The 18320-nt window shown below is 60.4% G+C and carries 19 protein-coding genes; 18 read left to right on the top strand and 1 reads right to left on the bottom strand.

The window, feature by feature from the left end:
• Nucleotides 1–18: 18 nt before the first annotated feature.
• From PGR6_RS20860 to flhB, 9 genes are all read left to right on the top strand, one after another.
• Nucleotides 19–1398, top strand: coding sequence for a flagellar hook-length control protein FliK (locus PGR6_RS20860; protein ID WP_064619467.1), 1380 nt, complete (start codon nt 19–21; stop codon nt 1396–1398).
• A 215-nt stretch (nt 1399–1613) separates the two neighbouring features.
• Nucleotides 1614–2114 carry a flagellar basal body-associated protein FliL gene (gene fliL / locus PGR6_RS20855; RefSeq protein WP_064619464.1) on the top strand — a complete coding sequence of 167 codons (501 nt, stop codon included), beginning with the start codon at nt 1614–1616 and terminating at the stop codon, nt 2112–2114.
• A gap of 9 nt (nt 2115–2123) precedes the next feature.
• Entirely contained in the window at nt 2124–3092 is a 969-nt protein-coding gene (gene fliM / locus PGR6_RS20850; RefSeq protein WP_007938639.1) for a flagellar motor switch protein FliM, read from the top strand.
• Nucleotides 3093–3148: 56 nt separating this feature from the next.
• Entirely contained in the window at nt 3149–3607 is a 459-nt protein-coding gene (gene fliN / locus PGR6_RS20845; protein ID WP_007938642.1) for a flagellar motor switch protein FliN, read from the top strand.
• Nucleotides 3608–4057, top strand: coding sequence for a flagellar biosynthetic protein FliO (gene fliO, locus PGR6_RS20840; protein WP_018925053.1), 450 nt, complete (start codon nt 3608–3610; stop codon nt 4055–4057). It abuts the gene before it with no gap.
• Nucleotides 4057–4815 carry a flagellar type III secretion system pore protein FliP gene (fliP, locus tag PGR6_RS20835; RefSeq protein WP_007938646.1) on the top strand — a complete coding sequence of 253 codons (759 nt, stop codon included), beginning with the start codon at nt 4057–4059 and terminating at the stop codon, nt 4813–4815. Before fliO ends, fliP begins: the two co-directional genes overlap by 1 nt.
• The gene (gene fliQ / locus PGR6_RS20830; RefSeq protein ID WP_007938648.1) at nt 4812–5081 is read left to right on the top strand and encodes a flagellar biosynthesis protein FliQ; all 270 of its coding nucleotides are present in this window, start codon (nt 4812–4814) and stop codon (nt 5079–5081) included. Before fliP ends, fliQ begins: the two co-directional genes overlap by 4 nt.
• A gap of 3 nt (nt 5082–5084) precedes the next feature.
• Nucleotides 5085–5867 carry a flagellar biosynthetic protein FliR gene (gene fliR, locus PGR6_RS20825; RefSeq protein WP_018925054.1) on the top strand — a complete coding sequence of 261 codons (783 nt, stop codon included), beginning with the start codon at nt 5085–5087 and terminating at the stop codon, nt 5865–5867.
• Between the two features lie 3 nt (nt 5868–5870).
• Complete coding sequence (gene flhB, locus PGR6_RS20820) at nt 5871–7010, top strand: flagellar biosynthesis protein FlhB (protein ID WP_018925055.1); 1140 nt, start codon at nt 5871–5873, stop codon at nt 7008–7010.
• A gap of 48 nt (nt 7011–7058) precedes the next feature.
• Here flhB and PGR6_RS30255 read toward each other — a convergent pair whose 3' ends face one another.
• The gene (locus tag PGR6_RS30255) at nt 7059–7208 is read right to left on the bottom strand and encodes a hypothetical protein (RefSeq protein ID WP_019648112.1); all 150 of its coding nucleotides are present in this window, start codon (nt 7206–7208) and stop codon (nt 7059–7061) included.
• A 394-nt stretch (nt 7209–7602) separates the two neighbouring features.
• Here PGR6_RS30255 and flhA point away from each other — a divergent pair, with 394 nt between their 5' ends.
• From flhA to PGR6_RS20775, 9 genes are all read left to right on the top strand, one after another.
• The gene (gene flhA / locus PGR6_RS20815; RefSeq protein ID WP_007938653.1) at nt 7603–9732 is read left to right on the top strand and encodes a flagellar biosynthesis protein FlhA; all 2130 of its coding nucleotides are present in this window, start codon (nt 7603–7605) and stop codon (nt 9730–9732) included.
• A gap of 11 nt (nt 9733–9743) precedes the next feature.
• Nucleotides 9744–11069, top strand: a complete 1326-nt coding sequence (gene flhF / locus PGR6_RS20810) for a flagellar biosynthesis protein FlhF (RefSeq protein WP_064619461.1) — start codon at nt 9744–9746, stop codon at nt 11067–11069.
• A gap of 116 nt (nt 11070–11185) precedes the next feature.
• Entirely contained in the window at nt 11186–12016 is an 831-nt protein-coding gene (fleN, locus tag PGR6_RS20805) for a flagellar synthesis regulator FleN (RefSeq protein WP_003222917.1), read from the top strand.
• Nucleotides 12013–12753, top strand: a complete 741-nt coding sequence (gene fliA / locus PGR6_RS20800; RefSeq protein WP_018925059.1) for an RNA polymerase sigma factor FliA — start codon at nt 12013–12015, stop codon at nt 12751–12753. Before fleN ends, fliA begins: the two co-directional genes overlap by 4 nt.
• 167 nt (nt 12754–12920) lie before the next feature.
• Nucleotides 12921–13292: a chemotaxis response regulator CheY gene (locus tag PGR6_RS20795; protein ID WP_167331167.1), complete on the top strand. Its 372-nt coding sequence runs from the start codon at nt 12921–12923 to the stop codon at nt 13290–13292.
• Nucleotides 13293–13313: 21 nt separating this feature from the next.
• Nucleotides 13314–14102: a protein phosphatase CheZ gene (locus tag PGR6_RS20790; RefSeq protein WP_018925061.1), complete on the top strand. Its 789-nt coding sequence runs from the start codon at nt 13314–13316 to the stop codon at nt 14100–14102.
• 37 nt (nt 14103–14139) lie between these two features.
• Nucleotides 14140–16392, top strand: coding sequence for a chemotaxis protein CheA (locus PGR6_RS20785; protein WP_064619458.1), 2253 nt, complete (start codon nt 14140–14142; stop codon nt 16390–16392).
• A gap of 49 nt (nt 16393–16441) precedes the next feature.
• The gene (locus PGR6_RS20780; protein ID WP_064619455.1) at nt 16442–17572 is read left to right on the top strand and encodes a protein-glutamate methylesterase/protein-glutamine glutaminase; all 1131 of its coding nucleotides are present in this window, start codon (nt 16442–16444) and stop codon (nt 17570–17572) included.
• Nucleotides 17572–18312, top strand: coding sequence for a flagellar motor protein (locus PGR6_RS20775; RefSeq protein ID WP_018925064.1), 741 nt, complete (start codon nt 17572–17574; stop codon nt 18310–18312). Before PGR6_RS20780 ends, PGR6_RS20775 begins: the two co-directional genes overlap by 1 nt.
• Nucleotides 18313–18320 lie beyond the last annotated feature (8 nt).

Genomic DNA, 18320 nt, shown 5'->3' with positions numbered 1-18320 from the left:
TGCAGCGGAGACCGTTCCATGCCCGTTACCCCCAACATTCTTATTCAGGCCGCTGCTGCGGCCAAGACTCAAGCCGCGTCCGCCAATACACCGGCGTCGACGGTTGAGCCCGGGGACAAGGCGTCCAGCTTCGCTGAGGTCTACGCCAATCAAGCCCAGAACAAGCCTTCGGCTACGGCGGACGGATCGGCTAAACCTGTACGTGACAAAGCCTCGGACAACACTGGCAAAAAGGACGTGGGCAACGACTCGTCTGCCGCCCAGGAACCGACGGTTGCCGATAGCGGCAAATCCTTGCCCGCCGATAAACCGGCGCAGGCCGATGACAAGACCGCCAGCGATGACGCGCCGGATACCGCTGAGCCGACGACGCCGGTAGTCGATACCGCGCCTGTCGATCCAGCCCTCGATCCAGCCCTCGATCCGGCGTTGATGCAAGTGGTGCAGCCGGTGCTGCCAGCCCCTGTACCGGAAACCCCACCGGTTGTCGCCGCTGTGCAGTCAACCGTACAAGCACCCGTCGCGGCCGCCGTTACCGCAACAGCGACGCCGGCCGCTGCGACCACCGATCCTGATTTCGATCCCGAAGCCGATCCTCTTGATGCGCTGCCGGCCGTGCGTATGGCGTTGGAGCAGAGCGGGCACGTTTCGGCCGCCAGCCAGGCTCAGCCAAAAGCGGCGCCGACTCAGGCTCACGTCGACGGCGAGCTGACCTCGGCACAGAACTTTGCTGCAGGCATGGCGAGCATGCTCGACGTGCAGGCTGATCAGGACAGCACCAGCCAGGGCGGCGAGAAGGCGTTCAGTGGCCTGATCGATGACGGCCTCAAGGATCTCAAGTCCGCCAGCAGCGACACCCGTGTCGATGACTTCGCCAATCGTCTGGCGGCTCTGACCCAAGCGGCAACACCCAAGACTGCCAATGCATTGCCGGTGAACCAACCGATCGCCATGCATCAGAGCGGTTGGACCGAAGAGGTGGTCAACCGGGTCATGTACCTGTCCAGCGCCAATCTCAAGGCGGCGGATATCCAGTTGCAACCGGCCGAACTGGGACGCCTCGATATTCGGGTGAACATGGTTCCGGATCAGCAGACCCAAGTGACCTTCATGAGCGCTCACCCAAGCGTTCGCGAAGCACTCGACGGGCAAATGCATCGCCTGCGAGACATGTTCGCGCAGCAGGGCATGGGCCAGGTCGACGTCAACGTTTCCGATCAGTCCCGTGGCTGGCAGGGCCAGGGGCAGGAACAGGCTCAACAGGGGCAGGGCGGGCGCACCAATGCCAGTGGCGGTCGCCTCGATTCGATGGATGAAGAGCTTCCTGCGACGGTCGCTGATGTGGCCGCCAACACCACCAGCGTGATCGGCACCAGCGCGGTCGATTATTACGCCTGATAAATCAGGACGCCCCCTCAAAAGATCGCAGCCTTCGCCAGCTCCTTGTATCTACGGGTGTACACCATCCAAATGCAGGAGCTGCCGAAGGCTGCGATCTTTTTATTTTCGTTGCCTGCCTGCCGCCTCCACATAGCCCCAGACACTTCTGGCATAACACTTGCTCTTGCCTTGCCGTGCGACTGTGAAAACCCGAATAGTGACGGATTATTGGCATGGCGAAGAGTGAAGCAGTAGTAAAAGACCCCGCAACCAAAGGCAAAATCAAGCTGATCATTGTGATCGTCGTGGCCCTGCTGCTCGCGATCGGCTTGTCCGTGGGGGCGACCTGGTTCTTCATGCACGGCGCCCAGAGCAAGCCTGCCGCCGCGACTGAAACCGCTGTGGTCGGCAAGCAGCCGGCGATCTTCGAGCCAATGGCTCCAGCCTTCGTGGCCAACTACACCCAGAACGGCCGTCAGCGCTACATGCAGGTGAGCATCACCATGCAGGGGCGTAATCAGGCTGATCTGGAGGCGCTCAAAGTCCACATGCCAGTGATCCGCAATAACCTGGTCATGCTGTTTTCCGGTCAGGATTTCGCCACGCTGGCGACCCCGGTCGGCCAGGAGATGTTGCGTCAGAAAGCCACGGCCAGCGTTCAGGAAGTGGCGCAGAAAGAGCTGGGCAAAGTGGTGATCGAACAGTTGCTTTTCACTAATTTCGTACTGCAGTAGGAACACGACATGGCCGTGCAGGACCTGCTGTCCCAGGATGAGATCGATGCGCTGTTGCATGGCGTCGACGATGGTCTGGTACAGACCGATAACGCTGCCGAGCCCGGCAGTGTCAAAAGCTACGACCTGACCAGCCAGGATCGCATCGTCCGTGGACGCATGCCGACGCTGGAAATGATCAACGAGCGTTTCGCCCGCTACACCCGCATCAGCATGTTCAACATGCTGCGCCGCTCGGCGGACGTTGCCGTCGGTGGCGTGCAGGTGATGAAGTTCGGTGAATACGTGCACTCGCTGTACGTGCCGACCAGCCTCAACCTGGTCAAGATCAAGCCGCTGCGCGGCACCGCGCTGTTCATCCTCGACGCCAAACTGGTGTTCAAGCTGGTGGACAACTTCTTCGGCGGCGACGGCCGTCACGCGAAGATCGAAGGGCGTGAATTCACCCCCACCGAACTGCGTGTGGTGCGCATGGTGCTGGAACAGGCTTTCGTCGATTTGAAGGAAGCCTGGCAGGCGATCATGGAAGTGAACTTCGAGTACATCAACTCGGAAGTGAACCCGGCCATGGCCAACATCGTCGGGCCGAGCGAAGCCATTGTGGTGTCGACGTTCCACATCGAACTCGATGGCGGTGGCGGCGACCTGCACGTGACCATGCCGTACTCGATGATCGAGCCGGTGCGCGAGATGCTCGATGCCGGCTTCCAGTCGGACCTCGACGATCAGGACGAGCGCTGGATCAACGCCTTGCGCCAGGACGTGCTGGACGTCGACGTACCGATCGGTGCCACCGTTGCCCGCCGCCAGCTGCGCCTTCGCGACATCCTGCACATGCAGCCCGGCGACGTGATCCCGGTCGAGATGCCGGAAGAAATGATCATGCGCGCCAACGGCGTGCCGGCCTTCAAGGTCAAGATGGGCTCGCACAAAGGCAACCTCGCGTTGCAAGTGATCGAGCCGATCGAGCGCCGCTGACCGGCGCTCGTACCCCCTACGCATTTAACTGAATTGTTGCCCGCCGAGGACAAATGATGAACGACGATATGAACGCCCAGGACGACCAGGCACTGGCCGACGAATGGGCTGCGGCCCTGGAAGAGACCGGTGACGCCGGGCAGGCTGACATTGATGCGCTGCTGGCGGCCGATGCCGGTACGTCGGGCTCCAACCGTCTGCCGATGGAAGAGTTCGGCAGCGTGCCGAAGAACAACGATCCAGTGACGCTGGACGGTCCGAACCTGGACGTGATCCTTGATATCCCGGTGTCGATTTCCATGGAAGTCGGCAGCACCGACATCAACATCCGCAACCTGCTGCAACTCAACCAGGGTTCGGTGATCGAGCTCGATCGCCTGGCCGGCGAGCCGCTGGACGTGCTGGTCAACGGCACGCTCATCGCCCACGGCGAAGTGGTAGTGGTCAACGAAAAGTTCGGCATCCGCCTGACCGACGTGATCAGCCCAAGCGAACGCATCAAGAAGCTGCGCTGAGTGAACAAGGTTCTTGCGGTTCTGTTGGCCTTGCCATCCAGCGTGCTGGCGGCCGAGTCGGTGACGACTGCTGCGACAGCGGCCGCCGCGCCAGCTGTCAGCAGTGGTGTGGCCGGGCAATTGACGCAATTGGTGTTCGGCTTGCTGCTGGTGTTGGGGTTGATCTTCTTCCTCGCCTGGCTGCTACGCCGGGTTCAGCAGGCCGGCCCGGCGGGCAAGGGGCAAGTGATCGAGTTGATCGGTTCCCGAGCCCTCGGCCCCCGTGACCGCTTGATGCTGGTACAGGTCGGCAACGAACAGATTCTGCTCGGCCTGAGCCCCGGCACCATCACCGCGTTGCATGTGCTCAAGGAGCCGGTACAAGTGCCGGGCGCAACCGAGAAAGCGACTCCGGAGTTTGCCCAGCGTCTGTTGGAGATGCTTGGCAAGGATCAGAAGGATAAGAAGTAATGGGTGCGTTACGCATCGTCTTGACGCTGGCCCTGATGCTGGCTGCGCCACTGGCGTTCGCCGCCGATCCGTTGTCGATCCCGGCGATCACCCTGGGCACCAATGCCAATGGCGCCCAGGAATACTCGGTCAGCCTGCAAATCCTGCTGATCATGACGGCGCTGAGTTTCATCCCGGCGTTCGTCATGCTGATGACCAGTTTTACCCGGATCATCATCGTGTTCTCGATCCTGCGTCAGGCTCTGGGCTTGCAGCAGACACCGTCGAACCAGATCCTCACCGGCATGGCGCTGTTCCTCACCATGTTTATCATGGCGCCGGTGTTCGATCGGGTGAATCAGGATGCCTTGCAGCCGTATCTGGCGGAGAAACTCACCGCTCAGGATGCTGTCGCCAAGGCTCAGGTGCCGATCAAGGACTTCATGCTGGCCCAGACTCGCAGCAGCGATCTGGAGCTGTTCATGCGCCTGTCCAAGCGCACTGATATTGCTACGCCGGATCAGGCGCCGCTGACGATTCTGGTGCCGGCGTTCGTGACCTCGGAACTGAAAACCGCGTTCCAGATTGGCTTCATGATCTTCATTCCGTTCCTGATCATCGACCTGGTGGTGGCCAGTGTGCTGATGGCGATGGGTATGATGATGCTCTCGCCACTGATCATTTCCCTGCCGTTCAAAATCATGCTGTTCGTGCTGGTGGATGGCTGGGCGTTGATCATCGGCACGTTGGCCAGCAGCTTCGGCGGTGTTTCACCATGACGCCCGAAGTTGCCGTGGACATCTTTCGCGAAGCGCTGTGGCTGACCACCATGATGGTCGCCGTGCTGGTGATTCCGAGCTTGCTGGTGGGGCTGTTGGTGGCGATGTTCCAGGCGGCCACGCAGATCAACGAACAGACCCTGAGCTTCCTGCCGCGTCTGTTGGTGATGCTGGTGACGCTGATCGTTGCCGGCCCATGGCTGGTGCAGACTTTCATGGAATACATTCTTCAGCTGTACCACAGCATTCCTCAGGTCATCGGTTAAGCCATGTCGCTGCTGCAACTGACCGATACCCAGATCAGCACCTGGGTGGCGACGTTCATGTTGCCGCTGTTTCGCATCGGCTCGTTGCTGATGGTCATGCCGATTTTCGGCACGACGCTGGTGCCCAAACGCGTGCGTTTGTACTTCGCGCTGGCGATCACTGTGGTCATCGCACCGGGTCTGCCGCCCATGCCCGCGGTCAACGCGCTGGACTTGAGTGCGATGCTGCTGATTGCCGAGCAGATCATCATCGGTGCGGTTCTCGGTTTCTCCTTGCAACTGTTCTTCCAGGCGTTCGTGGTCGCCGGGCAAATTGTCGCGATCCAGATGGGCATGGGCTTCGCTTCGATGGTCGACCCTACGAACGGCGTGTCAGTGGCGGTGATCGGGCAGTTTTTCACCATGCTGGTGACGCTGTTGTTCCTGTCGATGAACGGCCACTTGGTGGTGTTCGAAGTCCTCACTGAAAGCTTCACCACGCTGCCGGTCGGTGGCGGGTTGATGGTCAATCATTTCTGGGAACTGGCCGGCAAGCTCGGCTGGGTGCTTGGTGCGGCGCTGTTGCTGGTGCTGCCGGCGATCACCGCGTTGCTGGTGGTCAATATTGCATTTGGCGTGATGACCCGGGCGGCGCCGCAGCTGAACATCTTCTCGATCGGTTTCCCGCTGACCCTGGTACTTGGACTGTTCATCGTCTGGGTCGGCCTGGCGGACATTCTCAATCAGTATCAACCGCTGGCCGCCGAGGCCTTGCAGTTGTTACGCGAACTGGCACAGGCGCGCTGAGTCATGGCTGAGAGCGAAAGCGGTCAGGACAAAACAGAAGACCCCACGGAGAAACGCAAAAAGGACTCCCGTGAGAAGGGTGAGATTGCGCGCTCCAAGGAGCTCAACACCCTGGCGGTCATGCTCGCCGGCGCCGGTGGGCTGCTGATTTTTGGTGGCGCCCTGGCCCAGGATTTGATGGAGCTGATGCGCATGAACTTCTCGCTCTCGCGAGAGGTGATTCTGGATCAGCGCTCCATGGCGACTTATCTGCTGCATTCGGGACAGATCGCCTTGTTCGCGATTCAGCCGGTGATGATCACCTTGCTGCTGGCCGCGCTGATCGGCCCGATTTCCCTGGGGGGCTGGCTGTTTGCGGCTGGCTCCATGGCGCCCAAGTTCAGTCGCATGAATCCTGCCGCAGGGCTGAAACGAATGTTCTCGGCCAAGGCGCTGGTGGAGCTGCTCAAGGCTCTGGCGAAGTTTTTCATCGTGTTGTTCGTGGCGTTGGCGGTCTTGTCGTCGGACATCGACGATCTGCTGCGCATCGCTCATGAGCCGCTGGACATGGCGATCATTCACAGCCTGCAAGTGGTCGGCTGGAGCACCTTGTGGATGGCTTGCGGGCTGATCATCATCGCGGCGGTCGACGTGCCGGTGCAGCTCTGGGAAAGCCACAATAAGCTGCTGATGACCAAGCAGGAAGTGCGTGACGAGCACAAGGATCAGGAGGGGCGGCCGGAGGTCAAGCAACGCATTCGCCAGTTGCAGCGCGAGATGTCGCAGCGGCGAATGATGGCCGCGATCCCCGACGCCGACGTGGTCATCACCAACCCGACCCACTACGCCGTGGCGCTCAAGTACGATCCGGAGAAAGGTGGTGCGCCGATGCTGATCGCCAAGGGTAGCGACTTCCTGGCCTTGAAGATCCGCGAAATCGCCGTGGCCAACCAAGTGCAGTTACTCGAATCGCCCGCCCTGGCGCGTTCGATCTACTACTCCACGGAACTGGATCAGGAAATTCCAGGCGGGCTGTATCTGGCGGTGGCTCAGGTATTGGCGTACGTCTATCAGATCCGCCAGTACCGCGCCGGCAAGGGCAAGCGTCCGGATCCGTTGAAGGATGATTTGCCGATTCCGCCGGATCTGCGTCGCGATTCCTGACTGGGTCTACGGTTCTGAAATCAAAAAGATCGCCGCCTTCGACAGCGCCTACGGGCGCTGATGCCGCCTATTGGCTTTTTCATTGCCGGGCTCTTTCGCGATACTGTTTTCCTGTTTCTTCCTGTCGTCCTGTTGCTTGGGCGCAACCAGATCGAAGCCTTTGGCATCGTTGAATGACTTGACCGCTTTCTTGGGCATGATCGCTGCTCCGGCGCTTGGTATTACCAACGCTGATGATCACCATCCAATACCCATAAGGCCGTTTTGGCTACTATCAAAACTTACGGCTGTGCAGGTCTTTGGACGAATGGTGGGGCAGTGAACTTGAGCGATGTCATGTCCCGCCTCTGATCCACCTTGTTCGTAGCAGCTGTCGAGCTACGCGAGGCTGCGTTCGAGGACGCAGTCCTCGCAAAGGATTTGCGACTGCTGCGCAGCCGAACGCAGCCTCGCGTAGCTCGGCAGCTGCTACCCCGGGCTCAACAAATCTATCTATTTCCCTCCTTGGCAAAAGTTGGAAGGCTTCTTGCAATAGCCGCCCTGCGCCTGCTTCAGGCGTCAAAAGTTTGCTTTAAAGGAACGGGGAAAACCGGTGGATCGCTCTCAGTTAATCAACAGTGCCCGCACAAACGTCGCCGACCTCAGTCGGGGCAATCTGGGCGTGCCGCTGTTGCTGCTGGTCATGCTGGCCATGATGATGTTGCCGGTGCCGCCGTTCCTGCTGGACGTGTTTTTCACCTTCAACATTGCCTTGTCCATCGTCGTGTTGCTGGTCTGCGTGTACGCCTTGCGGCCGCTGGATTTTGCGGTGTTCCCGACCATTCTGCTGGTGGCGACATTGCTGCGACTGGCGCTGAACGTGGCCTCCACGCGGGTGGTGATGCTCCACGGTCAGGACGGCCATGCCGCCGCCGGTAAGGTGATCCAGGCCTTCGGTGAAGTGGTGATCGGCGGTAACTACGTGGTCGGTATCGTGGTCTTCGCGATTTTGATGATCATCAACTTCGTCGTGGTAACCAAGGGCGCCGGGCGGATTTCCGAGGTGAGCGCGCGTTTCACCCTCGACGCGATGCCCGGTAAACAGATGGCGATCGACGCCGACTTGAACGCCGGCCTGATCGATCAGAACCAGGCGAAACTGCGCCGGATGGAAGTCGCCCAGGAGGCCGAGTTCTACGGTTCCATGGACGGTGCCAGCAAATTCGTGCGCGGTGATGCCATCGCCGGTCTGCTGATTCTGTTCATCAACCTGATCGGCGGCATGGCGGTGGGTATCTTCCAGCACGGCATGAGCTTTGGTGATGCCGGCAAGGTTTATGCGCTGTTGACCATCGGTGACGGTTTGGTGGCGCAATTGCCATCACTGCTGTTGTCGACCGCCGCCGCGATCATGGTGACCCGTGCTTCCGGCTCGGAAGACATGGGTAAACAAATCAATCGTCAGATGTTCGCCTCGCCGAAAGCCTTGGCGGTGGCCGCAGGCTTGATGGCGGTGATGGGCCTGGTGCCCGGCATGCCACACGTCTCCTTTCTGTCCATGGCAGCCCTGGCGGCCGGTGGCGCTTACCTGTTCTGGAAGAAGCAGAACGCGGTCAAGGTTCAGGCCCTGCAAGAGGTCAAGCGTCAGCAGGAGTTGCTGCCGTCACCGGCCCGGGCTCAGGAAACCAAGGAGCTTGGCTGGGATGACGTGACGCCGATCGACATGATTGGCCTGGAAGTGGGCTACCGCCTGATTCCGCTGGTGGATCGCAACCAGGGTGGGCAGTTGCTGGCGCGGATCAAGGGGGTGCGTAAAAAGCTCTCCCAGGACCTGGGCTTCCTGATGCCGACTGTGCATATCCGTGACAACCTCGACCTGGCGCCTAGCGCCTATCGCCTGACCCTGATGGGCGTGATCCTGGCTGAAGCGGAGATTTACCCGGAGCGCGAACTGGCGATCAACCCGGGTCAGGTCTACGGCACGCTCAATGGCATCACCGCCAAAGATCCGGCTTTTGGCCTGGAAGCGGTGTGGATCGAAATCAGCCAGCGTGCCCAGGCGCAATCCCTCGGTTATACCGTGGTCGATGCCAGTACGGTGGTGGCGACCCACTTGAACCAGATTCTGTACAAGCACTCCAGCGAGCTGATCGGCCACGAAGAAGTCCAGCAACTCATGCAGTTGCTGGCCAAAAGCTCACCGAAGCTGGCCGAAGAGCTGGTGCCGGGGGTGGTTTCGCTGTCGCAACTGCTCAAAGTCTTGCAGGCGTTGCTGGCCGAACAGGTGCCGGTGCGGGACATCCGCAGCATCGCCGAAGCCATCGCGAACAACGCCGCCAAGAGTCAAGATACCGCCGCTTTGGTGGCCGCAGTGCGCGTCGGCGTATCCCGTGCAATCGTGCAAAGCATTGTAGGCACTGAGTCGGAGCTGCCTGTGATCACCTTGGAACCAAGGTTGGAACAAATATTGCTCAATAGTCTTCAGAAGGCAGGACAAGGCTCGGAAGAGGGCGTTCTGCTGGAGCCAAGCATGGCGGAAAAACTGCAACGCTCGTTGATCGATGCGGCGCAGCGTCAGGAAATGCAAGGTCAGCCGGTGATTCTGCTGGTGGCCGGTCCGGTTCGCGCGATGCTCTCGCGATTCGGTCGGCTGGCAGTGCCGGGTTTGCACGTGTTGGCTTACCAGGAAATTCCTGACAACAAGCAAGTGACCATCGTTGCGACAGTAGGGCCCAACGGCTGAGGTAGTGGTTTATGCAAGTTAAGCGTTTTTTCGCCGCCGATATGCGTCAGGCCATGAAACTGGTTCGTGATGAGCTGGGCGCTGATGCCGCCATCATTGGCAATCGCCGGATCGCCGGCGGTGTCGAGCTGACGGCTGCCCTGGATTACAAATTGTCGGCGCTGGCCCCGCGTGTTCCGAACATGGAACTCGAGGATGAGCTGCGCAAGACCCAGTCGCGGATCGTCACCGCCCAGGCCGAACTGAGCCTGCGCGGCGATGGCGAGAGCGACAAGACCACCAATCGCCAGTTGTTCGCCGGCCTGCCGTTGACCGCCGCCGAACCGCTGATCGAACCGGCGCTCGCCGAACCTCGGCGTCCGGCCCCCGCGCCTGCTGCGGCGACCGGTGTCGATCCGCGCGCCTTCGATTCGATGCGTTTCGAGCTCAACAGCCTGCGTGAACTGATGGAAGTGCAGCTTGGCTCGCTGGCCTGGAATCAGCTGCAAGGCAGCCGTCCGGCCCAGGCCAACCTCTGGCGTCGCCTGCAACGCATCGGCCTGTCCGGCCCGTTGTCGCGCGATCTGCTGGCACTGATTACCGACATTGAAGAGCCTCGTCAGGCCTGGCGCATGCTGCTCGCGCACCTGGCGCGGATGATCGCTACCCCGGAAATCGAGCCGCTGGAAGAGGGTGGGGTGATTGCCATGGTCGGACCCGCCGGCATGGGCAAGACCACCACACTGGCCAAGCTCGCGGCCCGTTACGTGCTCAAGTACGGCGCGCAGAACATCGCGCTGGTGAGCATGGACAGCTATCGCATTGGTGCCCAGGAACAGCTCAAGACGCTGGGCCGGATCCTTAACGTGTCGGTGACCCACGTCGATCCAGGTCAATCCCTGGTGCAGGCGCTGGAGCCCTTGCTGCGCAAACGCGTGGTGCTGATCGATACCGCCGGCCTTCAGGCCAGCGATCCGGCACTGCGGATGCAGCTCGAAAGCCTGGCCGGGCGCGGCATCAAATCAAAAAATTATCTGGTCCTGGCAACCACCAGCCAGAAACAGGTTCTAACTGCCGCTTATCACAGTTACAAACGCTGCGGCCTCGCCGGCTGCATCCTGACTAAACTGGATGAAACGGCAAGTCTGGGCGAGGTGTTGAGCCTGGCGATCAGTCATGAGTTGCCGGTGGCTTACCTGACCGATGGTCCACGGATTCCGGATGATTTGCATCTGCCACGTCGTCATCAGTTGGTCAGCCGCGCCGTTAGCGTACAAATGCAGGAAGAACCCAGCGAAGAAGCCATGGCTGACATGTTCGCTGATATTTACCACAGCCCGACCAAGCAGGTTGGCTGAGGTGTTAATGAACATTTTTTGTACCTACATCGATGGTCTGCCATGCATTGTTCCGATGGTGAACGCGCAGCCAGTAATGTGGCCTCCGTCTAAGTAAGACAAGGTAAAGAAATAACATGGGCAGCATGCATCCCGTACAGGTGATCGCGGTGACCGGCGGCAAAGGTGGCGTCGGGAAGACTAACGTGTCAGTGAACTTGTCCCTGGCTCTAGCTGAGCTCGGCCGGCGCGTCATGCTGCTGGATGCCGATCTGGGGCTGGCGAACGTCGACGTTCTGTTGGGACTGACACCCAAACGCACGCTGGCCGACGTGATCGAAGGCCGCTGTGAGCTGCGCGACGTGCTGTTGCAAGGGCCTGGCGGTATCCGCATCGTCCCGGCCGCCTCCGGCACCCAGAGCATGGTTCATCTGAGCCCGGCCCAGCATGCCGGCCTGATCCAGGCGTTCAGTGATATCGGCGACAACCTCGACGTATTGGTGATCGATACCGCTGCGGGCATTGGTGACTCGGTAGTCAGCTTCGTGCGCGCCGCGCAGGAAGTCTTGCTGGTGGTGTGCGACGAACCGACCTCGATCACCGACGCCTACGCGCTGATCAAACTGCTTAACCGCGACTACGGCATGAACCGCTTCCGCGTCCTGGCCAACATGGCGCAGAGCCCGCAGGAAGGCCGCAACCTGTTCGCCAAGTTGACCAAGGTCACGGATCGCTTCCTCGACGTCGCCTTACAATACGTCGGCGCAGTGCCTTACGACGAAAGCGTACGCAAGGCCGTGCAGAAGCAACGCGCGGTGTATGAAGCCTTTCCGCGTTCCAAGTGCGCCCTGGCGTTCAAGGCCATTGCGCAGAAAGTCGATACCTGGCCACTGCCGGCCAACCCTCGTGGACATCTGGAGTTTTTCGTCGAGCGCCTCGTGCAACAAACTGCAGGACCCGTGCTATGACAGCCAGCGGTTACAACCTCTACAAGCAGTCGGCACGTGACGCGCAGTACGAGCTGATCGAGCGTTACGCGCCACTGGTCAAACGCATTGCCTACCACTTGCTGGCGCGTCTGCCGGCCAGTGTCCAGGTCGAAGACCTGATCCAGGCCGGGATGATCGGCCTGCTTGAAGTATCAACCAAATACGACGCCAGCAAAGGCGCGAGTTTCGAGACGTACGCGGGCATTCGAATCCGCGGCGCGATGCTCGATGAAGTGCGCAAGGGGGACTGGGCGCCACGTTCGGTCCACCGCAATACCCGCATGGTCAGCGACGCGATTCGCTCGATTGAAGCTAAAACCGGCCGTGACGCTAAAGATCACGAAGTTGCGGCCGAACTCCAATTGAGTCTCGACGATTATTACGGGATTTTGAACGACACCCTGGGCAGCCGGTTATTCAGTTTCGACGATCTGTTGCAGGACGGCGAACACGAAGGGCTGCATGAGGATGGCGCGAGTGCTCATCTCGAGCCGTCACGCGATCTGGAAGATGAACGCTTCCAGGCGGCGCTGGCGGACGCGATTGCCAATTTGCCGGAGCGTGAGCGACTGGTGTTGGCGCTGTACTACGACGAAGAGTTGAATCTCAAGGAAATCGGTGAGGTCCTGGGGGTCAGCGAGTCGCGGGTCAGCCAGTTACACAGCCAGTGCGCGGCCCGTTTGCGGGGGCGTTTGGGGGAGTGGCGAGCGCGCTGAAGGCAGTGTGGGGACACTGCGAATGGAGCTGGTGTGGTGTTGAACCGTACCGGTCTCGATCTGTTGTGCTCCAGACAGTCATTGAGTGCTTTGCCGGATTGATTGAAATGGCGCGTCCAGGTGCTGGGCGCGTTTAAGACTGCTTGGAGGTCGAATTGGACAAGAACATGAAAATCCTCATCGTTGATGACTTCTCAACGATGCGGCGGATCATAAAAAACCTGTTGCGTGACCTTGGGTTCACCAACACCGCCGAAGCCGATGACGGGCTGACCGGGTTGCCGATGCTGCAAAGCGGTAACTTCGATTTTCTGGTTACCGACTGGAACATGCCCGGTATGACCGGCATCGACCTGCTTCGTGCGGTGCGCGCCGATGAAAGGCTCAAGCACCTGCCGGTGCTGATGGTGACCGCCGAAGCCAAGCGCGAGCAAATCATCGAAGCGGCCCAGGCCGGTGTTAACGGCTATGTGGTCAAACCCTTCACAGCCCAGGCGTTGAAAGAAAAAATCGAGAAGATTTTCGAACGCATCGGCTGATGTACTGCGCACGGGGGAGCTATGGAGCATAACGAATCTTCACAGGGCGATTTTGAGTCGACCCTGAAAAAACACGCGGTCGAACTGGTCGACAGCCTTGAAAAAGGCAAGTTTGGCGACGCTGTGCAACTGATCCATGAGCTCAACCAGACCCGTGACCGCGGCCTGTATCAGGAAGTGGGCAAGCTCACCCGCGAGCTGCATAGCGCGATCGTCAATTTCCAGATTGACCCGCACATGCCGCAAGCTGAGGAAGTGTCTCAGATCACGGATGCCACCGAGCGCCTGTCCTATGTGGTCAAGCTGACCGAGGCCGCGGCCAACCGCACCATGGACCTGGTGGAAAACGCCACGCCGCTGATCAACAGCCTGAGCGATGAAGCCCAGGCGCTGAGCACGGATTGGGGACGGTTCATGCGTCGCGAAGTCGGGGCTGAAGAGTTCCGCGAACTGGCCCGACGGGTTGATGGTTTCCTGACACGCAGCAGTGAAGACAACCGCGTCGTGTCGAGCAACCTCAACGACATTCTGCTGGCCCAGGATTACCAGGACCTCACCGGTCAGGTGATCAAGCGTGTGACCCAATTGGTCACCGAAGTTGAAAGCAATCTGCTCAAGCTCGTGCTCATGGCCAGTCACGTAGACCGCTTTGCGGGTATCGAACACGACCGTGAGGCGATGCTTGCTGAAAAAGATCCACAAAAACATCTCTCTCAGGGTGAAGGTCCGCAGATTCATGCCGATAAAAGAGAAGACGTTGTGTCCGGTCAGGACGATGTGGACGATTTGTTATCCAGTCTTGGATTTTAGTTTTCTGGGTTTTTAGACCTGTAGGAGCACCCCCTTAATGAGCTTCGGCGCCGATGAAGAGATCCTTCAGGATTTCCTGGTTGAGGCCGGCGAGATTCTAGAGCAACTGTCCGAGCAGCTGGTCGAGCTGGAAAGCCGACCTGATGATGCGGACTTGCTCAATGCAATTTTTCGCGGTTTTCACACTGTAAAAGGGGGCGCCGGCTTCCTCCAGCTCAACGAGCTGGTGGAGTGCTGTCACATCGCCGAGAACGTGTTCGACATCCTGCGCAAGGGTGAGCGTCGCGTCGACTCGGAACTGATGGACGTGGTTCTCGAAGCGCTGGACGCGGTGAACAGCATGTTCAGCGAAGTCCGCGAACGCAGCCCGATCACGGCTGCCACGCCTGAATTACTCGCGGCGCTGGCCCGTCTGGCCGAGCCGCAAATGGAAGCTGCACCGGCGCCGGTCGCTGAAGTGGTTGAAGCACCGGTCGCCGAAAGCGAATCGGGCGACATTACCGATAACGAATTCGAACAACTGCTGGACTCGCTGAACGCCGTCAAGGCCCAGGCCGAGGCGCCCGTAGCGGCTGTGCAGCCTGTTTCGCAGCCTGCCGCCGATGCAGCCGCCAGTGACGAAATCACCGATGCCGAGTTCGAGTCGTTGCTCGATCAATTGCACGGCAAAGGCCAGTTCGCCGCCGATGCAGTAGCCGCTGCGCCTGCTGCGCCGGCTGCTCCGAAAGCCGCCGGCGACAGCTCCGATATCACCGACGACGAGTTCGAAGCTCTGCTCGACCAGCTGCATGGCAAAGGCAACTTTGCGGTCGATGCGCTGGAATCGGCAATCGCTTCGGCGCCAGCCCCGGCTGCGCCAACCGCCGCTGCGGCCGGTAGCGATCTGATCTCCGATCATGAATTCGAATCGCTGCTCGACGAATTGCATGGCAAGGGCAAGTTCACTGAAGTGGGCACTGCGTCTGCTGTTGCTTCGGTAGCGACTCCGGTTGCCAAGGCGCCAGCACCTGTGGCCAAGGCTCCCGAGCCAAAAGCCGAAGCGCCGAAGCCTGCTGCCGCCGCAGCGCCGGCTCCTGCTCGTGCCCCGGCCGCGCCGCCCGCGGAAAAGCCAACCAGCGAAGCCGAGACCACCGTGCGGGTCGACACCGCGCGTCTCGACGAAATCATGAACATGGTCGGCGAGCTGGTACTGGTTCGTAACCGCCTGGTTCGTCTGGGCCTCAACAGCGGCGACGAAGCCATGTCCAAGGCCGTGTCGAACCTCGACGTGGTCACGGCCGACCTGCAAACCGCGGTCATGAAGACCCGGATGCAACCAATCAAGAAAGTCTTCGGGCGCTTCCCGCGCCTGGTTCGCGACCTGGCTCGCCAGCTCAAGAAAGAGATCAACCTGGAACTGGTCGGCGAAGAAACCGACCTCGACAAGAACCTCGTCGAGGCCCTGGCCGACCCGTTGGTCCACTTGGTGCGCAACTCGGTCGACCACGGTATCGAAGAGCCGGCTGATCGCGAAGCGATGGGCAAGCCTCGCAGCGGCAAAGTGATTCTGTCCGCTGAACAGGAAGGCGACCACATCCTGCTGTCCATCTCCGATGACGGCAAGGGCATGGACGCTGACGTTTTGCGCGGTATCGCCGTGAAAAAAGGTTTGATGGACAAGGATGCGGCGGACCGTCTCAGCGAGTCCGATTGCTTCAACCTGATCTTCGCGCCGGGCTTCTCGACCAAGACCGAGATCTCCGACGTGTCCGGTCGTGGCGTGGGCATGGACGTGGTGAAAACCAAGATCGCCCAGCTCAACGGCACCATCAATATCTACTCGACCAAGGGCAAAGGCTCGAAGATCGTCATCAAGGTCCCGTTGACCCTGGCGATCATGCCGACGCTGATGGTCATGCTCGGCAACCAGGCGTTCGCGTTCCCGCTGGTGAACGTCAACGAGATCTTCCACCTCGACCTGTCGCGCACCAACGTGGTGGACGGCCAGGAAGTGGTGATCGTGCGGGACAAGGCGCTGCCCTTGTTCTACCTCAAGCGCTGGCTGGTCAGCTCCGCCGCTCACGAAGAGCAGCGCGAGGGCCATGTGGTGATCCTTTCGGTGGGCACTCAACGGATCGGCTTCGTCGTCGATCAGTTGGTGGGCCAGGAAGAAGTGGTCATCAAGCCATTGGGCAAAATGCTCCAGGGAACCCCGGGCATGTCCGGTGCCACCATCACCGGTGACGGCCGCATTGCTCTGATTCTCGATGTTCCGAGCATGCTCAAGCGTTACGCCGCACGGCGTATTTGATTCTGGGGGAGCGGGGCGCCAGAGCCTCGCCCCGTCTAACGGAGTGTTTATGGCAGTCAAAGTCCTGGTGGTGGACGATTCGGGGTTTTTCCGCCGCCGCGTCTCGGAAATTCTTGCAGCGGATTCAAATATCCAGGTCGTCGGTACGGCGACCAACGGAAAAGAGGCGATCGATCAGGCCCTGGCCCTCAAGCCAGACGTGATCACCATGGACTACGAGATGCCAATGATGGATGGCATCACGGCGGTGCGGCACATCATGCAGCGCTGCCCGACCCCGGTGTTGATGTTCTCCTCGCTGACCCACGAAGGCGCCCGGGTCACCCTCGATGCGCTGGACGCCGGCGCGGTGGACTTCCTGCCGAAGAATTTCGAAGACATCTCCCGTAACCCGGAGAAGGTCAAGCAACTGCTGTGCGAGAAGATTCTCAGCATCTCGCGCAGTAACCGTCGTGTCAGCGCCTACACCCCTCCGGCACCGGTCGCTGCGCCAGCCCCGACGCCTGCGCCTTCGAGCGTCGGCAGCTACGGCAGCAGCGCGCCTGCGCGTCCGGCACCGGCACCGATTGCGGCGCGCCCCCATGCAGCGGCTTCGTCATCTCCCGCGCCGAAACGCAAAGCCTACAAATTGGTCGCCATCGGTACCTCCACCGGTGGCCCGGTTGCGCTGCAACGGGTTCTGACACAGTTGCCGGCCAACTTCCCGGCACCCATCGTGTTGATCCAGCACATGCCGGCAGCCTTCACCAAGGCCTTCGCCGAGCGCCTGGACAAGCTGTGCCGCATCAGTGTCAAGGAAGCCGAGGATGGCGACATCCTGCGTCCGGGCCTGGCGCTGCTCGCACCGGGTGGCAAGCAGATGATGATCGACGGCCGTGGCGCGGTGAAAATCCTGCCGGGCGACGAACGTCTGAACTACAAGCCGTGCGTGGACATTACCTTCGGTTCCGCGGCCAAGTCCTACGGCGACAAAGTTCTGGCGGTGGTACTGACCGGCATGGGCGCCGACGGTCGCGAAGGCGCGCGTCTGCTCAAGCAGGGTGGCAGTGCGATCTGGGCTCAGGATGAAGCCAGTTGTGTGATCTACGGCATGCCAATGGCCATCGTCAAAGCCGAACTCGCGGACGCGGTGTACAGCCTCGACGACATCGGTCGGCACCTGGTTGAGGCTTGCATCTGATGGATGTGCTCAGCCTTATCGGGATCATCATGGCGTTCGTCGCCATCATCGGCGGCAACTACCTTGAAGGCGGTCACCTCGGCGCACTGGCCAACGGCCCGGCGGCGTTGATCGTACTCGGTGGCACCATCGGTGCCGCGCTGCTGCAATCGCCGATGAGTGCCTTCAAGCGTGCCATCCAGATTCTCGCCTGGATTCTGTTTCCGCCTCGCGTGGACCTGGCCGGCGGCATTGATCGCGTGGTGAACTGGAGTCTGACCGCTCGCAAGGAAGGTTTGCTCGGGCTGGAAGGGGTGGCCGACGCCGAACCTGACAGCTACTCGCGTAAAGGCCTGCAATTGCTGGTCGACGGTGCCGAGCCGGAAGCGATCCGCAGCATTCTGGAAGTGGATTTCTACACCCAGGAAAGCCGCGACATCGAAGCCGCCAAGGTCTTTGAAAGCATGGGCGGCTACGCGCCGACCATCGGTATCATCGGTGCGGTGATGGGCCTGATCCACGTCATGGGCAACCTGGGCGACCCATCGCAACTGGGCAGTGGCATCGCCGTCGCCTTCGTCGCTACCATCTACGGCGTGGCCAGTGCCAACCTGGTGCTGTTGCCGATTGCCGCCAAGCTCAAGTCCATCGCGTTACGGCAGTCGCGCTATCGCGAAATGTTGCTGGAAGGGATCCTGTCGATCGCCGAAGGTGAAAACCCTCGCTCTATTGAGTTGAAGCTTCAGGGCTTCATGGATTGATGGGGGAA

It is taken from the genome of Pseudomonas sp. GR 6-02, from assembly GCF_001655615.1.
GTDB lineage: Bacteria > Pseudomonadota > Gammaproteobacteria > Pseudomonadales > Pseudomonadaceae > Aquipseudomonas.
Note: the sequence above shows the minus strand (reverse complement) of the source record. Positions and strands in the feature narration are given on the sequence as shown.

Bases quoted from the DNA above. Each gene is read 5' to 3' on its own strand.
- PGR6_RS20860 (WP_064619467.1), top strand. From the start codon at position 19: ATGCCCGTTACCCCCAACATTCTTATTCAGGCCGCTGCTGCGGCCAAG.
- fliL (WP_064619464.1), top strand. From the start codon at position 1,614: ATGGCGAAGAGTGAAGCAGTAGTAAAAGACCCCGCAACCAAAGGCAAA.
- fliM (WP_007938639.1), top strand. From the start codon at position 2,124: ATGGCCGTGCAGGACCTGCTGTCCCAGGATGAGATCGATGCGCTGTTG.
- fliN (WP_007938642.1), top strand. From the start codon at position 3,149: ATGAACGACGATATGAACGCCCAGGACGACCAGGCACTGGCCGACGAA.
- fliP (WP_007938646.1), top strand. From the start codon at position 4,057: ATGGGTGCGTTACGCATCGTCTTGACGCTGGCCCTGATGCTGGCTGCG.
- fliQ (WP_007938648.1), top strand. From the start codon at position 4,812: ATGACGCCCGAAGTTGCCGTGGACATCTTTCGCGAAGCGCTGTGGCTG.
- fliR (WP_018925054.1), top strand. From the start codon at position 5,085: ATGTCGCTGCTGCAACTGACCGATACCCAGATCAGCACCTGGGTGGCG.
- flhB (WP_018925055.1), top strand. From the start codon at position 5,871: ATGGCTGAGAGCGAAAGCGGTCAGGACAAAACAGAAGACCCCACGGAG.
- PGR6_RS30255 (WP_019648112.1), bottom strand. From the start codon at position 7,208: ATGCCCAAGAAAGCGGTCAAGTCATTCAACGATGCCAAAGGCTTCGAT.
- flhF (WP_064619461.1), top strand. From the start codon at position 9,744: ATGCAAGTTAAGCGTTTTTTCGCCGCCGATATGCGTCAGGCCATGAAA.
- fleN (WP_003222917.1), top strand. From the start codon at position 11,186: ATGGGCAGCATGCATCCCGTACAGGTGATCGCGGTGACCGGCGGCAAA.
- fliA (WP_018925059.1), top strand. From the start codon at position 12,013: ATGACAGCCAGCGGTTACAACCTCTACAAGCAGTCGGCACGTGACGCG.
- PGR6_RS20795 (WP_167331167.1), top strand. From the start codon at position 12,921: ATGAAAATCCTCATCGTTGATGACTTCTCAACGATGCGGCGGATCATA.
- PGR6_RS20790 (WP_018925061.1), top strand. From the start codon at position 13,314: ATGGAGCATAACGAATCTTCACAGGGCGATTTTGAGTCGACCCTGAAA.
- PGR6_RS20785 (WP_064619458.1), top strand. From the start codon at position 14,140: ATGAGCTTCGGCGCCGATGAAGAGATCCTTCAGGATTTCCTGGTTGAG.
- PGR6_RS20780 (WP_064619455.1), top strand. From the start codon at position 16,442: ATGGCAGTCAAAGTCCTGGTGGTGGACGATTCGGGGTTTTTCCGCCGC.
- PGR6_RS20775 (WP_018925064.1), top strand. From the start codon at position 17,572: ATGGATGTGCTCAGCCTTATCGGGATCATCATGGCGTTCGTCGCCATC.